The sequence below is a fragment of the Micromonospora sp. DSM 43699 genome (assembly GCF_055517075.1).
Genome location: NZ_JBTMMT010000034.1, coordinates 38,617 through 54,210, shown reverse-complemented (window position 1 = coordinate 54,210; position 15,594 = coordinate 38,617). Strand labels below are relative to the sequence as shown.

Genomic DNA, 15,594 nt, shown 5'->3' with positions numbered 1-15,594 from the left:
GCACAGCGCGCCCTCGACGACTCGCCGACGGCACAGAACCGTCCACAGGTTGTCCCACGTGATGCGTAACCCCACCGTACGGGCGTCGTTGAGTCTGATGTCGGAGCGCTGGTCAGCGCGAAGACGGGAGCGGCCGATGCCCTGTCGGTCGAGGGGTGGCGGCGGGGCATCGTGCATAGAAGGGCCGGGCGTGTGAGGGGTGCGTCCGGCCCTTCACCCTGCCCGGATTCGCCGCCGGGGTCGCGGCACGACTGAACGGCGGCACCCTGGCGCACCGCCATCGGCGGACGAACAGGGTGCGACGCGCCCGGGACCGTCAGGCGACCGGCTGGGCCACGTTGGCGCGGACCCACTCGACGATCGACTGGGTGGTCGCGCCCGGCGTGAAGATCTTCTTGACGCCGAGTTCCACCAGCTCGGGCAGGTCGGCGTCGGGGATGATGCCGCCACCGAAGACGACGATGTCCCGCGCGTCCCGCTCGGCGAGCAGCTCCAGCACCCGGCGGAAGAGCGTCATGTGCGCGCCGGAGAGCACGGAGAGGCCGACCGCGTCGGCGTCCTCCTGGATGGCGGTCTCGACGATCTGCTCCGGGGTCTGGTGCAAACCGGTGTAGATGACCTCCATGCCGGCGTCACGCAGGGCGCGCGCCACCACCTTGGCACCCCGGTCGTGGCCGTCGAGGCCCGGCTTCGCGACGACTACCCGGATACGAGAGTTCATCAGCGCACACCTTCCACGGCTCCGCGGTCACCAGCTGAACGAACGGTAACCCGACTGGGCAGGTGTGGAAAACCCGGGCCGGACCCCTACCCTCCCGGCGGGCCACCCGGAAGCCGGACGCCTCCGCCGAACGGTCACTGTCCGCGACGAACGGGCAGGAAGGGGGACAGCCGTCCGGTGGCCGGAGCTATGACAATGATGGACGTAAACGGACAGAACGAATCGCCGGTTCGGCGCTTCCGCTTGTGACGGGAGCGGTGGAGGGCTAACGTGTCCACGGTTGTCATCAGGTCCACGGACGGGTGATGACGCTACCGACGACCGTTCGATGAACTGCACCGAACGGTCGGAGGTGGCATCGGATCCCCGACAACGGAGGGTGTGCGTGCGCCAGCGCCTGTCGTCTGAGCCCGATAGATATCGCGGCCGTCGCCGCGTACCCACGCCCCCGCGGAGCCGCTACGCGGCGGTGGTCACCACCGCATTCGTCGGCGCCGGCATCGTCGCGCTCGGCGCGGGTGCGATGCCGGACGCCAAGAGCGTCAGCCCGTCGGTCCTCGACGAGCTCCGGCAGGCCTCGATCACCAGCCAGGACGCCGCTGCGCGTGCCGACGCCGCCGACCGGGCCACCCGGGACAATGCCCGGGATGCCGAGGCGGGGGCCAGCGAGCAGGACCCGTGGCTGCTGCCCATGCAGGGCTACGACTTCAACTCCCCGTACGGCGTGCGGTGGGGCAAGCTGCACACCGGCATCGACCTGGTCGCGCCCGAGGGCACCCCGTACGTGGCCATCCACTCCGGCACGGTCACCAAGGCCGGCTGGTTCGGCGGCTACGGCTACGCGGTGATCGTGCAGCACGCCGACGGCAGCGAGGCCATCTACGGCCACTCCTCCGCGGTGAGCGTGCACGAGGGCCAGCAGGTCAAGGCGGGTGACCAGCTCGGCCTGGTCGGCAACACCGGCCACTCCTACGGCGCGCACCTGCACCTCGAGGTCCATGTCAAGGGCCAGCCTCTGGACCCGGTGCCGTGGCTGCAGGAGCGCGGAGTGGACATCAAGCTGCAAGTCGAGGCGTACTACACCGAGGCTGCCGCTTCCTGACCCCTGGGTAATGCCTGTCGACCGCCCGGATCTGCCGATCCGGGCGGTTCTTCGTGCGGCCATGTCTGCTGCGTCACATGCCGCAGTGTGACCGAGGACACGGTCGACCACGATCGGACAACTGGTCAGACGCCCCGAGGGCGGGGCATAGTCGGGCAGCGTCGCGGGCGGCTGAGGCTACCCGCCGGTACCCGCACCGTCGCCGACCCGTTTCGACACCCAGGATGGTCCCGGTCCGAACCCCCTGAGTGTGTGAAGGTCCGCCGTGCAGGAACACAGCCACCGCCGGGACGACAACACATCCCGGAACGACAGCACCCCCCGCGACGACAGCAGCTGCCGAGACGACGACACTTCCCGGCACGACAGCGCCGCCGGTACCGCCCGGAGCGCCGGGATGCCCGGCACCGTGATCCGGCACCGACGCCGGACCCGGCGTGGACGCGCCCTCGTCGGTGCCGGCGCACTGGTCGCCCTGGCCCTGGCCGGGATCTCGGCGATCGCCCTCGACGGCGGCGACGCCGGTGAGCCGGCGACCGTAGCGCTCGACGCCCGGGCCCAGTCGGAGGCCGCGGCGCGGGCCGACGCCGCCAGCCGGGCCGACCGGTCCGCCCGGGAGCCGGCCGCCCCGGTCAGCCCCACCGTCGGGCCGACCTCCGCCAGCCCCATCCCGACGGTCGCGCCGACGAAGAGGGCCCCCGCCAGGCCGAAGGTCGCCACGAAGCCGAAGGTCGTCGCGAAGAAGACGGCCACACCGAAGCCGAAGCCGTCCTGGGTGATCCCCATGGCGGGAGCCGAGATCACCTCCTGCTACGGCCAACGGGGGGGTGCCCTGCACGCCGGCATCGACTTCGCCCTGCCGGCCGGCACCCCGATCCACGCCGCCGCGGCAGGAACGGTGGTCAAGGCGGGCGACGTCGGGGACGGCTACGGCGTCTCGGTCTTCCTCGACCACGGCAACGGCTACCTGACCCACTACGCCCACCAGAGCAGCCTGAAGGTCGCCGTCGGCGACCGGGTCGGCGTCGGCGAGGTGATCGGCTACGAGGGTTCCACAGGTGACTCCACCGGCCCCCACCTGCACTTCGAGGTGCACCAGGGGCAGATGTGGAACCAGATCGACCCGGCGCCGTTCCTGCGCGCCCGGGGCATCGACGTGGCCTGCTGAGTCAGGCCGCTGCTACGGCCCCGCCCCGACCGGGGCGGGGCCGACCGCTCAGAGCTTGTCGAGCGGGGCGTGCCGCAGCACCAGCCACATGGTCTGGTCGCCGAAGTCGATCTGCGCCCGGGCACTCGGCCCGTGCCCCTCCACCGCGAGCACCCGGCCCAACCCGTAACGCTGGTGGTTGACCCGGTCGCCGGCCGACACCTTCGGCCCCTGTGGCAGCTCGCTGGCGGTGGCCAGCCGACTGGCGTCCACCCCGATCCGCTTCGCCAGCTCCGCCGCCCGCGGCGTACCGCCGGTGAAGCCCCCGCGACCGCCCGACGCGCGGTCCGCACGGCCGCCGACGCCGCCGCCCCCACCGGCCCACGAGGTGTACGTCCCCTCGGTGCGCTCCCAGCGGACCAGCTCCGGCGGTAACTCCTCCAGGAAACGCGACGGCGGGTTGTAGGACGGCTGCCCCCAGGCCGAGCGGGTGACCGCCCGCGACAGGTAGAGCCGTTGCCGGGCCCGGGTGATCCCCACGTACGCCAGCCGGCGCTCCTCCTCCAGCTCCCGGGTGTCGCCCAGCGAGCGCAGATGGGGGAAGACGCCGTCCTCCAGGCCGGTCAGGAAGACCACCGGGAACTCCAGGCCCTTGGCGGTGTGCAGGGTCATCAGGGTGACCACGCCCTGGTGGTCGGGGTCGTCGGAAGGGATCTGGTCGGCGTCGGCGACCAGCGCCACCTGCTCCAGGAAGCCGGCCAGGGTGGCCCGCTCGCCGTCCTCGCCCAGCGCCTCGATCCGCTCGGTGTACTCCCGGGCGACGCTGACCAGCTCCTGGAGGTTGTCGACCCGGCCGGCGTCCTGCGGGTCGAGGCTCTCCTCCAGCTCGGTCAGGTAGCCCGACCGGGTCAGCAGCGCCTCCAGCACGTCCTCCGGAGTGCCCTCCTCGGCCAGTTCGCGGGCGTCGTCGAGCAGCGCGACGAACTCGCCGATGGAGTTGGCGGCCCGGGTGGAGATGCCCGGCGCGTCCCGGGCCCGGCGCAGCGCCGCGCCGAAGGAGATCCGGTCCCGGCTGGAGAGCGCCTCGACGCACGCCTCGGCCCGGTCACCGATGCCCCGGCGGGGGGTGTTCAACACCCGGCGCAGGCTCACCGTGTCGTCGTCGTTGACCACCGCACGCAGGTAGGCCAACGCGTCACGGACCTCCTTGCGCTCGTAGAAGCGCACCCCGCCGACCACCTTGTAGGGCAGGCCGACCCGGATGAACACCTCCTCGAAGACCCGGGACTGGGCGTTGGTGCGGTAGAAGACGGCGACGTCGGCGGGGCGGGTCTCCCCCGCGTCGACCAGCCGGTCGACCTCCCGGCCCACCCAGTCGGCCTCGGCGTGCTCGGTGTCGGCGACGTAGCCGACGATCTGCTCGCCCGCCCCGGCGTCGCTCCACAGCCGCTTCGGCTTGCGGGAGGTGTTCCGGTCGATCACCGCATTGGCCGCGTTGAGGATGGTCTGGGTGGAGCGGTAGTTCTGCTCCAGCAGGATCGTCCGGGCATCGGTGAAGTCCCGCTCGAACTCCAGGATGTTGCGGATCGTCGCACCCCGGAACGCGTAGATCGACTGGTCGGCGTCGCCGACCACGCACAGCTCGGCCGGCGCGATCCCCTCGGTGCCGGCGACCAGCTCCTTGATCAGGGTGTACTGCGCGTGGTTGGTGTCCTGGTACTCGTCGACCAGGACGTGCCGGAACCGGCGACGGTAGCTCTCCGCGACGTGCGGGTGCGACTGGAGCAGGTGCACCGTCGTCATGATCAGATCGTCGAAGTCCAACGCGTGCGCCTCGCGCAGCCGCCGTTGGTAGAGCGTGTACGACTCGGCCAGGGCCCGCTCGTTGGGCCCCTTCGCCCGGCCGGCGAACTCCTCCGGGTCGACCAGCTCGTTCTTCAGGTTGGACACCTGGGCGGCCAGCCCCCGGGCCGGGTAGCGCTTCGGGTCGAGATCCAGCTCCCGGGCGACCAGTTGCATCAACCGACGGGAGTCGTCGGCGTCGTAGATGGAGAAGGTCGACTTCAGACCGGCATGCTCATGCTCGGCGCGCAGGATGCGTACGCAGGCGGAGTGGAACGTCGACACCCACATCAGCCGGGCGCGCGGGCCGACCAGGTGGGCCACCCGCTCCTTCATCTCACCGGCGGCCTTGTTGGTGAAGGTGATCGCGATGATCTCGCCGGGGTGGACGTCCCGCGCGGCGAGCAGGTAGGCGATCCGGTGGGTGAGCACCCGGGTCTTGCCGGAGCCGGCCCCGGCCACGATCAACAGTGGTGAGCCGGAGTGGGTGACCGCGTCCCGCTGCGGGCTGTTCAGGCCCTCCACCAGCTCCTGCGGGTCGAGGCGGCGGGCCGGGCCGGGCCGACGCGGCGGAACCGACGCGGGCTCGGGCGCGGGCGGGGACGCGGGGATGTCGAAGAGAGGATGCATCGCACGGCGAGTCTATGCCGACGGCCGGACACTTCCCGCCCGCGCACGCCCGACGGGACGCCGAGCACACCGCCTGCCGCCCGACGGGACGCCGAGCACACCACTTTCCGCCCGCGCACGCCCGACAGGACGCCGAGCGCACACTCACCACCCGGAGTCCGCCCACCACCGCACTCCGCCCACCGCACCACCGAGCCACGGACCGGACCGGCGCCACGCCGACCCCGTCCGGCCGGAACCGAGGCCGGAACCGAGGCCGGAACCGAGGCCGGAACCGAGGCCGGAACCGAGGCCGGACCGGCCGTCACGGCAGAGGCTTTGGAGCTGATGACGTTACCGACTCGACCGCTCGGGAACCCCGAATCGTTGACGTCATCAGCTCCAAAGGACGCGGAACAGGCACCTCTCACCCGCTCCCGCATAGAGAGCGGGGTTCGTGTCAGGAGCGGGGTTCGTGACAGGAGCGGGATTCATGTCAGGAAAGGGCTCGCGATCTCGGCGTCCAGGTACGACGCGGGCACCGGCTGCACGAACTGCGGCAGGGTGACGATGCCGTGACCGTGCGGGTGCAGGGCCCCGACGGCGGTTACGACATACGCGCGGGATATCTCGTCGGATGCGACGGCGCCCGCAGCGAGGTGCGCCGGAGGATCGGGGTTCCGTTCTCCGGTTCCACCGATCCGCGCGTCGTCTCGCGTGCCGCACACGTCACCCTGCCGGGATCGTCGGTCGACGCCGCCACCGCCGAGATCGTGCTGCCCGACGGGGACCGTATCGGTCTGTACGCCTGGCACCGCACCGAACGCGGCGCCCACGTCGTGGTGCCGCACGGCCCCGGCGTGTCGATGGTGTCGGTGATCGAGTGGGACGGGCCCCCGATCGCCGCCGAGAGCCCGGTCAGCATCGGGGAGGTGCGCGCCAGCCTGCACCGGGTCCTCGGCCGGGACCTACCGCTTGCCGCGCCGACCACCGCCGGGCCGCACCTGCTGCGCCGCAGGTACGCCGCGAACGCCCGGGTCGCGGACTCGTACCGGCGCGGTCGGGTGTTCCTCGCCGGAGACGCCGCCCACGTGCTCCCGCGGTCGGTGCGCCCGGTCTCAACCTCGGGCTCCAGGACGCGGCCAACCTCGGCTGGAAACTCGCCGCGCAGGTGCACGGCTGGGCGGCGCCACCCGCCGGCGCCCTGCTCGTCCGAGCGGACGGCTATGTCGCGTGGGCGCTCGGCCCGGACGGTGACCACCATCTCCTGGCCGCGTTGGAAACCTGGTTCGGCGACCCGCAGTGCCACCATCCGCCGAGCGCAGCGGCACTCCTGCCGCCCGACGAGAGCGTCGGTCGGGACTGAGACGAAGCTGTCACGGTGGCCCCACTGGCATCTTCGTCCCCGAGGCGCGACGATGACGCGGGAAATCCCCGCCTGCTCCCCCGAAGACGACTTGGGAGAACAACCATGAGTCAACCGCGCTCGCGCGGTCGGGCCGTGCTGCGTCACCTCGCCGCGCCGGCCCTCGCCCTGGCCGTCGTGGCCAGCCTGCCCATCACCGGCCGCGCCACCACGCAGCCGACCGACGCCGCCCCCGGGGCCGGCCTCGCTCCGGTCGCCGTCTCGTACGCCACCGCGACGGGTAGCGAGGTCAAGGGTCAGTTCCTCAGCTACAACGACTTCCACGGCGCGATCGACCCACCCGGTGGCAGCGGCGCCACCGTCAACGGCACCCCGGCCGGCGGGGTGGAATACCTCGCCACCTGGCTCAAGAAGCTGCGTGCCGAGGCGAAGACCGAGGGTCGGGTCACCACCACCGTCGGCGCCGGCGACCTGATCGGGGCCTCCCCGCTGGTCAGCGCCGCGTTCCACGACGAACCCACAATCGAACTGATGGACCAGGTGGGCCTGGACGTCAGCTCGGTCGGCAACCACGAGTTCGACGAGGGCGTCAAGGAGCTGCTCCGGATCAACAAGGGCGGCTGCCACCCGGTCGACGGCTGCCAGGACGGCGACGGCTTCGCCGGTGCGAAGTTCACCTACCTCGCCGCCAACACCATCAACAAGAAGACCAAGCTGCCGATCCTGCCCCCGATCGACGTGAAGTTCGTCGGCGGCGTGCCGGTCGGTTTCGTCGGGGTCACCCTGGAGGGCACCCCGGGCATCGTCAACCCGGCCGGCATCAAGGACGTCACCTTTGCCGACGAGGTGCAGACCGCCAACAAGTGGGGTGGCCTGCTCAAGCTCTTCGGGGTCAAGGCGATGGTCCTGCTGGTGCACGAGGGCGGCACCCAGTCCGCGCCGCCGACCACCCCGGGCGTCTCCGACTGCGCCAACTTCTCCGGCCCGATCGTGGACATCGTCAAGGGCCTGCGGCCGGAGTTCGGCGTGGTCGTCTCCGGGCACACCCACCGCTTCTACTCCTGCTCGCTGCCGAACTCCTCGGGCAGGCCGAGCGTGGTCACCAGCGCCGGCAACAACGGGCAGCTGGTCACCGACATCGACTACTCGCTGGACCGGCGTACCGGCCGGTTCACCGGCATCACCGCCAAGAACGTGATCGTGGAGAACGGCGTGCGCAACGCCGACGGCAGCTGGCAGCAGACCGGGGGCGTGTTCGCCAAGAACCCGGCCCTGGTGGACGCGGGCACGAAGGCGCTGGCCGACAAGTACCGCACCGCCGTCGCCCCGATCGCCAACCGGGTGGTCGGAAAGATCAGCGCGGACATCGTCCGGGACGCCCGGCCCAACGGGGAGAGCCCGATGGGTGACGTGATCGCCGACGCGCAGCTGGCGTACACGAAGGGTGACGGGGCGCAGCTCGCGCTGATGAACCCCGGCGGCGTCCGGGCCTCCCTGTCGTATGCGGCGTCGACCGGTGGTGAGGCGCCGGGCGAGGTGACCTACGGCGAGGCGTTCACGGTGCAGCCGTTCAACAACCTGGTGGTCACCCAGACGTTCACCGGCGCACAGCTCAAGAACGTGCTGGAGCAGCAGTTCGTCGGTTTCAACGGGCAGACCGCCCAGCGCATCCTCCAGCCGTCCGCCGGGCTGACCTACTCGTACGACAGCACCGCGGCGGCCGGTTCGCGGGTCAGCGCGCTGACCCTGAACGGGAGCCCGGTCGACCCGGCGGGCAGCTACCGGGTCACCACGAACGACTTCCTCGCCAACGGCGGGGACGGGTTCACCGAGCTGGCGGGCGGCGCCGGCCGGACCACGGCACCCGGCTTCGACGTGGACGCCCTGGTGGCGTACCTGGGCAACGGGGAGCCGGTGGCCCCCACCGCGGCGGACCGCATCACCCGCCTCGGCTGACCGGTACGCAGGGGCCCTGTCCGGCTCCCGCCCGCGTGCGGTGGAACCCCGCCCGGGCGGGGCCGGACGGGCCCCCTGCCGCCGGTGCCCGTCGGTCGTCCCGGCACCATCCGTGCGGGAGAACCGAGGTCTGCTTGCGCGGACCGGCCCCCGGTCGGCATACTCGACAGCGTGATCGATAGGCGGTCCTACTTTTACTACGGCACCGGGAGTCCGGCAGCCGTGGGTCGCGCCTGATCGACAGGACCTACGAAAGCCCCGGGCTCGGAGAGCCCGGGGCTTTTTCGTCCCGGGATCCGGGCACCGGACCCGAGACCCGAGGGGTACGACGATGATGACTGACGTGGTGGAGTCCAGCGGTGGCCCCGCGCGGCACGACGACCGGGCCGGAACCGAACCGGCCGGAACCGAACCGGCCGGAGCGGTTGCTGCCCGCACCGGCACCGGTGACACGGCGGCGGCCGAGCGGATCGTGGCGATCAGGGAACGGATCGACGAGATCGACCGTACGCTCATCGCGCTCTGGCAGGAACGCGCGGCGCTCTCCCAGGAGGTCGGGGTGACCCGGATGGCCTCCGGGGGCACCCGGCTGGTGCTCTCCCGGGAACGGGAGATCCTGGAACGCTTCCGCAGCGAGCTGGGGGCCGACGGCACCCAGCTCGCGCTGCTGCTGCTGCGGGCCGGGCGCGGACCGCTGTAGACCGGCCACCGCGCCCGCACCCGCGCCGGGCACGGCGCACCCGGCCGGCGCAGGGCGGCAGACCGGGTGGGGAGATGACGAACCGCCTGCCGCCGTCGGACAGACGGTGGCAGGCGGCCCGGGGTGTCTCACGCCTCGTGGGTGGCGACGATCTCGCGCTTCTCGGCGAAGTGGCAGGCGCTCGGGTGGTCCGAGCCGGGACGGATCTCCAGCAGCGGCGGCTGCTCGGCGCAGACGTCCTGCGCCTTCCAGCACCGGGTGCGGAACCGGCAGCCCGACGGCGGGCTGATCGGGGAGGGCACGTCACCGGTGAGCCGGATGATCGCCTTGTTGTCCCGCAGCGTCGGGTCCGGCACCGGCACCGCCGACAGCAGCGCCTGGGTGTACGGGTGGGTCGGCCGCTCGTAGATCTCGTCCTCGGTGCCGATCTCCACGATCTTGCCGAGGTACATCACCGCGACCCGGTCGGAGAGGTGCCGCACCACGGACAGATCGTGGGCGATGAAGACGTACGACAGGCCCAGCTCGTTCTGGAGCTTCTCCAGCAGGTTCATCACCTGGGCCTGGATCGAGACGTCCAAGGCGGAGACCGGCTCGTCGCAGACGATCACCTCGGGGCGCAGGGCGAGCGCGCGGGCGATCCCGATGCGCTGCCGCTGGCCACCGGAGAACTGGTGCGGGTACCTGTGGATGTGCTCCGGGTTGAGGCCCACCAGGTCGAGCAGTTCCCTGACCTTGTCCCGGCGGCTGCCCTTCGGGGCGACCTCCGGGTGGATCTCGAACGGCTCACCGATCAGGTCACCGACTGTCATCCGGGGGTTGAGCGAGGTGTACGGGTCCTGCATCACCAGCTGGATCTGCCGGCGAAGCCGCCGCAGCGCGCCACCGGAGAGCTTGGAGATGTCCTGGCCCTTGTAGAGCACCGTGCCGGCGGTCGGCTTCTCCAGGTTCATCAGGACCCGGCTCAGCGTCGACTTGCCACAGCCCGACTCCCCGACGACCCCCAGCGTCTCGCCGGCCTTCAGCTCGAACGAGACGCCGTCGACGGCCTTGACCTGACCGATCGTCTTCTTGAGCACGATGCCCCGGGTGACCGGGTAGTGCTTGACCAGGTCACGGACTTCGATGATGTGCTCAGTCACGGTTCACCAGCTCCTCGGCGAAGTGGCAGGCGCTGGCCCGGCCGGGGCGGATCTGCAGCAGCGGGGGGAGCTTCTCGCGGCACACCGGCTGCGCCATCGGGCACCGCGGGTTGAACGGGCAGCCCGGCGGGATGTTCATCAGGTTCGGTGGCAGGCCCTTGATCGTCCGGAGCTCCTGCCCCTTCTCGTCGAGCCGGGGGATCGAGTTGAGCAGACCGTGGGTGTACGGGTGCGCCGGCTTGGCGTACAGGTCGTAGACGTCGGCTTCCTCGACGATCCGGCCGGCGTACATGACCGCGATCCGGTCCGCGACGTCGGCGACCACGCCGAGGTCGTGGGTGATCAGGACCATGCCCATCCGGCGTTCCCGCTGGAGCTCGCCGAGCAGGTCCATGATCTGGGCCTGCACGGTCACGTCCAGCGCGGTGGTCGGCTCGTCCGCGATCAGCACCTCCGGGTCCAGCGCGAGCGACATCGCGATCATCGCGCGCTGCCGCATACCGCCGGAGAACTGGTGCGGGAAGTTGCTGAACCGACCCTTGGCATTCGGGATCTTGACCTGGTCGAGCATCTCGATCGCGCGCTTCTTGGCGTCCGCGCGGCTCATCCCGCGCCGGACCCGGAACTGCTCGGCGATCTGGAACCCGACGGTGAAGACCGGGTTCAACGCGGAGAGCGAGTCCTGGAAGATCATCGCGATGCCCTCGCCGCGGATGCGGCGGCGCTCCTCGGCGGACATGGTGAGCATGTCCTTGCCGTGGAAGCGGACCTGACCACCGGTGACGAAGCCCGGCGGCATGTCCAGGATGCCCATGACGGTCTGCGCGGTGACGCTCTTGCCGGAGCCGGACTCGCCGAGCACGGCGAGGGTTTCCCCCGCGTCGACGTGGTACGTGACTCCGTTGATGACCTTGGCGACGCCGTCCCGGGTGCGGAACTCCACCCGCAGGTCGTCGACCTCGAGCAGCCGGCCCGCAGGGCGGCCGGGTCCGTCGGCGCCGGGCGCGGACTGCTCGGAAACGAGAATCTCGGACAACTCAGTTCCCCTATCGGAGCTTCGGGTCGAGGGCCTCGCGGACGGCCTCACCGAGCATGACGAAGCTCAGCACGGCGGTGACGAGGAACGCGGCGGGGAAGAAGAGCAGGTAGGGCGCGACTCGGAGGTAGTTCTGCGCCTCACTGATCATGATGCCCCAGGACACGACCGGGCTCTTCAGGCCGACACCCAGGAAGGAGAGCGTCGCCTCGGCGCCGATGAAGGAGCCGACCATGATCGTCCCGTACACCAGCAGCGGCGCCAGACAGTTCGGCAGCAGGTGCTTGAGGATGATCCGCCCGTTGCCCGCGCCCAGCGCCCGGGCCGCCATGATGTAGTCGGCCTCCTTGGTGGACAGCACCGAGGAGCGCATCAGCCGCATCACGACCGGCCAGCTCAACAGCACCAGCGAGGCGATGACCAGGCCCATGATCTTCCACTTGCTGTTGCTCGTCCCGGACCCGTTGAACGTGGTCAGGATGACGATCGCACCGAGCACGAACGGCAGGCCGAAGAAGACGTCGGCGATCCGCGAGAGCAGCGCGTCCACCCAGCCGCCGCGGTAGCCGGAGACGACCCCCATCAGTCCGCCGAAGAGCAGCGTGCCGGCCACGGACAGCAACGCCACCAGGATGGAGGCGCGGGCACCGTAGATGACCCGGGCGTAGACGTCACGGCCCTGCACGTCGTAGCCGAACCAGGCGGTCGACGAGGGCTTGCCCAGGCTGTTGGTGAGGCTGCCGTTCACCGCGTCGCCGGAGCTGAACAGCGACGGGACGGCCGCCATCACGACGAACAGCAGGATGAAGAAGGCGGAGATCCAGAACAGCGGCTTACGGCGCAGGTCGCGCCAGGCGTCGTCGAGCAGGCCGCGGGGCTTCTCCTTGCGGGCGCCCTCCGGCAGGCCGGCGTCGGCGGGAGCACCGATCTGGCCCGGCTGTTCGGCGCGGGGAGTGCTGACGATCGAGGCGGTAGAGGGGTCACTCATAACGGATCCTCGGGTCCAGGGCGGCGTAGAGCAGATCGACCAGCAGGTTCATCAGCAGGTAGACCAGCACCAGCACCACCACGATGGAGACAACGGTAGCGCTCTCCTTGGTGACGATCGCCCGGTAGACCTGCCGGCCGATCCCGTTGATGCTGAAGATGCCCTCGGTGACGATGGCACCGCCCATCAGGGCACCGAGATCGGTGCCGAGGAGGGTGACCACCGGGATCAGCGAGTTGCGCAGCAGGTGCACCCCGACCACCCGGCGCATCGGCAGACCCTTGGCGATCGCGGTACGCACGTAGTCGGCCCGCCGGTTCTCGGCGATGCTCGTCCGTGCCACCCGGGCGATGTACGCCGTCGACGCGCTGCCCAGCACGAAGCCGGGGATGATCAATTCGGAGAGGAGCATCTCGCTGGAGACGGTCGGCTTGACGATGCCCCACTGCACGCCGAAGAGCCACTGCAGCACGAAGCCGACCACGAAGACCGGCAGCGCGATCAGGAACAGCGTGGAGACCAGCACCAGGTTGTCCAGGAAGCCGTTGCGGCGCAGGCCGGTGAGCACGCCTGCGGTGAGACCGATGACCGCCTCGATGACCAGGGCCACCAGGGCGAGCTTCAGCGTGTTGGGGTACGCCGTCGCGATGATGTCGTTGATCGACTGGCCGCTGTACGTCTGCCCGAAGTCGCCCTTGAGGAGGTTCTGCATGTAGATCGCGTACTGGACGAAGACGTTCTCGTCGAGGTGGTACTTGGCGGTCATGAAGTCGATGTAGTTCTGCGGGCATCTCCGCTCGCCACACTTGCCCGCGAACGGGTCGCCCGGCACGGCCCAGACGAGCGCGTAGATCATGAACGTGGTGCCGATGAACACCGGCACCAGTTGGAGCAGCCGTCTCAAGAGATAGCGGCCCATGGGGTGGTCCTCCAGACAGGGGGCGCGTCGGACGGCCGACACGGGGTGACAACGTGCGAGCGGATGTGGTGACACCCTGCTCGCGGAACTGCCCCGAGCCGGGCCCGCCGGATGTGGCGGGCCCGACCCGGGGTCAGCGCGGACGGATCAGAGCTCGACCGAGGAGAGGTCCAGCTCACCGACGTTGTTCAGCTCGATCTTCTTGATCTTCTCCGAGTGGCCGGACTGCTGGCCGTAGAAGTAGATCGGGATGGTCGGGACGTCAGCGTCGACCTTCTTGAGAACCTCGGCGAACTGCTGGTGCGAGGCCTCCAGGCTCGGCGCGCCACTGGCGGCCTTGGCGCCGGCGTCGACCTCGGGGTTGCTGTAGAGGCCGTCGTTGGAGGAGCCACCCTTGACGTAGAGCGGGTTCACCCAGTTCTCGATGTCCGGGTAGTCCTGCTGCCAGGCAGACCGGTACGGGCCCTTCATCGTGTGGGCGTCGACGCCCTGGCGGAACACCGCGAAGGTCGGGATGCCCTCGGCCCGCGCCTCGATACCGAGGTTGGTCTTGACCTGCTGGGCAACGGCCTCCATCCAGTCCTTGTGGCTGGAGTCGGCGTTGTAGTAGAAGACCATCTCACCGGTGAAGCCACCGGCCTCGGTCAGCAGCTGCTTGGCCTGCGCGGCGTCGAACTTGCAGGAGGTGCAGTTGCCGGCCGGGGCGCCCGGGGTGAGCGGGTTGGCCCAGCTGTCGGCCGGCTTGCGGGTGCCGAAGAAGATCTTGTCCGAGATGTCCTGCCGGTTGATCGACAGCGAGACGGCGCGACGCAGCTTCGGGTTCTGGAAGCGCTTGTCGTAGATCGGGAACGCGATGAAGGCGGTGGTCGGGGTGACCGTGTTCAGCGCCCGCGAGCCGAGGTCGGCCTTGTACTTCTCGCCGGCCAGCGCGGAGGTGGGGATGGACTCCAGGAAGTCCAGGTTGCCCGAGAGCAGGTCCGCGTAGGCGGCGTTCTCGTCCTGGTACAGCTTGACGTTGACGTCCTTGACCTTGACCTTGTCGCGCAGGTTGTAGTCGTCGAACCGGGTCAGCTTGATCGAGACGTTGTCTTCCCAGGAGACGAACTTCACCGGGCCGTTACCGATCGGCTTCTTGCCGAACTCTTCGGACTTCTGGGTGAAGAACACGTCCGGCAGCGGCATGAACGCGCCGTAGCCGAGCTTGGTCGGGAAGACCGCGGTCGGCGCGGACAGGGTGACCTCGAAGGTCTGCTCGTCGACGACCTTCAGGCCGGACAGGTCCTTGGCGGCCGGCTCCGGCGCCTTCTTGGGGCCGTCGTCGTCCGGGTCCACCGAGGTGACCTGGTCGTAGCCGGCGATGTCGGCGAAGAAGCTGCCGTTCGCCGCACCGTTCGGGCTGTAGGCGGCCCAGTTCCAGGCCTTGACGAAGCTCTCCGCCTTGACCTCGGTACCGTCGTGGAACTTGGTACCCTTCTTGATCTTGATGGTGAAGACCTTGGAGTCCTTGGTCTCGATGGACTCGGCCAACGCGTTGCGCGGGGCGCCACCGTCATTCGGGTACTCGACCAGGCCGGTCCACAGGTCGTCAATGATCTTGCCGCCACCGGTCTCGGTGGTGTTCGCCGGAACCAGCGGGTTCTGCGGCTGGACGCCGTGGATGGTGATCGCACCGTCCGCAGTCGCGGCGGTGTCGCTCTCACCGCCGCCGTCACTGCTGGAGCAACCGCTGGCGACCAGCGCGGCGGCCATGCCGACCGCGATGACGCCGGTTGCCCGCTTCGAGACTCTCATTCCGAGGGGCCTCCTCTTTCTAGCCAGTTCCGTCGTGGGTTTCACGCACGTATGGGGGGTGACGCCGCCGACGACCTCGTTTTCGCAGGTCACCGGTTTACCGCAGAGAAATCGGGACACCCCAGGGGGACCGATCCGCCGGGCCACCCCACCTCTCACGCGCGACGCCACGCAGACTCGACGGCCACGCGCGCGTGCAGCAGCGGGGCAGGCAGGACGTGCGGGGCGCCTCGCTTCGAGGGTGAGGTGCTGCAACTGTGACACCCACCGGCCCA

12 protein-coding genes and 1 pseudogene are annotated in these 15,594 nt (G+C 70.1%); 6 read left to right on the top strand and 7 right to left on the bottom strand.

The window, feature by feature from the left end; translation table 11 throughout:
* Positions 1-316: 316 nt before the first annotated feature.
* Positions 317-721, bottom strand: coding sequence for a cobalamin B12-binding domain-containing protein (locus AC0AIB_RS17885; RefSeq protein ID WP_328343033.1), 405 nt, complete (start codon positions 719-721; stop codon positions 317-319).
* A gap of 385 nt (positions 722-1,106) precedes the next feature.
* On the opposite strand from AC0AIB_RS17885, the gene AC0AIB_RS17880 reads away from it, so the two are divergent.
* Together AC0AIB_RS17880 and AC0AIB_RS17875 are read left to right on the top strand one after the other, a co-directional pair.
* Positions 1,107-1,823 (top strand): M23 family metallopeptidase, encoded by a 717-nt coding sequence (locus tag AC0AIB_RS17880; RefSeq protein ID WP_328343031.1) that lies wholly within the window; start codon positions 1,107-1,109, stop codon positions 1,821-1,823.
* 397 nt (positions 1,824-2,220) lie between these two features.
* Positions 2,221-2,991, top strand: coding sequence for a M23 family metallopeptidase (locus tag AC0AIB_RS17875; RefSeq protein ID WP_465097101.1), 771 nt, complete (start codon positions 2,221-2,223; stop codon positions 2,989-2,991).
* Positions 2,992-3,039: 48 nt separating this feature from the next.
* Here AC0AIB_RS17875 and pcrA read toward each other — a convergent pair whose 3' ends face one another.
* Complete coding sequence (pcrA, locus tag AC0AIB_RS17870; RefSeq protein WP_328343027.1) at positions 3,040-5,442, bottom strand: DNA helicase PcrA; 2,403 nt, start codon at positions 5,440-5,442, stop codon at positions 3,040-3,042.
* A 524-nt stretch (positions 5,443-5,966) separates the two neighbouring features.
* Here pcrA and AC0AIB_RS17865 point away from each other — a divergent pair.
* The 4 genes and pseudogenes from AC0AIB_RS17865 to AC0AIB_RS17850 form a co-directional block, all read left to right on the top strand.
* Positions 5,967-6,553 (top strand): annotated as a pseudogene (locus AC0AIB_RS17865) (FAD-dependent monooxygenase); the annotation flags it as partial.
* Positions 6,554-6,592: 39 nt separating this feature from the next.
* Positions 6,593-6,787 (top strand): aromatic-ring hydroxylase C-terminal domain-containing protein, encoded by a 195-nt coding sequence (locus tag AC0AIB_RS17860; protein ID WP_442930617.1) that lies wholly within the window; start codon positions 6,593-6,595, stop codon positions 6,785-6,787.
* 105 nt (positions 6,788-6,892) lie between these two features.
* Entirely contained in the window at positions 6,893-8,743 is a 1,851-nt protein-coding gene (locus tag AC0AIB_RS17855; protein WP_465097100.1) for a bifunctional metallophosphatase/5'-nucleotidase, read from the top strand.
* 331 nt (positions 8,744-9,074) lie between these two features.
* Positions 9,075-9,443 (top strand): chorismate mutase, encoded by a 369-nt coding sequence (locus AC0AIB_RS17850; RefSeq protein WP_328343025.1) that lies wholly within the window; start codon positions 9,075-9,077, stop codon positions 9,441-9,443.
* A 128-nt stretch (positions 9,444-9,571) separates the two neighbouring features.
* Here the strand turns inward: AC0AIB_RS17850 and AC0AIB_RS17845 are convergent, their stop codons facing one another.
* From AC0AIB_RS17845 to AC0AIB_RS17825, 5 genes are all read right to left on the bottom strand, one after another.
* Entirely contained in the window at positions 9,572-10,585 is a 1,014-nt protein-coding gene (locus AC0AIB_RS17845) for an ABC transporter ATP-binding protein (RefSeq protein ID WP_328343024.1), read from the bottom strand.
* Positions 10,578-11,612: an ABC transporter ATP-binding protein gene (locus tag AC0AIB_RS17840; protein WP_328349037.1), complete on the bottom strand. Its 1,035-nt coding sequence runs from the start codon at positions 11,610-11,612 to the stop codon at positions 10,578-10,580. The genes AC0AIB_RS17845 and AC0AIB_RS17840 overlap by 8 nt, the downstream gene beginning before the upstream one ends.
* 19 nt (positions 11,613-11,631) lie before the next feature.
* Positions 11,632-12,609 carry an ABC transporter permease gene (locus AC0AIB_RS17835; protein WP_328343022.1) on the bottom strand — a complete coding sequence of 326 codons (978 nt, stop codon included), beginning with the start codon at positions 12,607-12,609 and terminating at the stop codon, positions 11,632-11,634.
* The gene (locus AC0AIB_RS17830; protein WP_328343020.1) at positions 12,602-13,528 is read right to left on the bottom strand and encodes an ABC transporter permease; all 927 of its coding nucleotides are present in this window, start codon (positions 13,526-13,528) and stop codon (positions 12,602-12,604) included. The genes AC0AIB_RS17835 and AC0AIB_RS17830 overlap by 8 nt, the downstream gene beginning before the upstream one ends.
* 147 nt (positions 13,529-13,675) lie before the next feature.
* Positions 13,676-15,319, bottom strand: coding sequence for a peptide ABC transporter substrate-binding protein (locus tag AC0AIB_RS17825; RefSeq protein ID WP_328343018.1), 1,644 nt, complete (start codon positions 15,317-15,319; stop codon positions 13,676-13,678).
* Positions 15,320-15,594 lie beyond the last annotated feature (275 nt).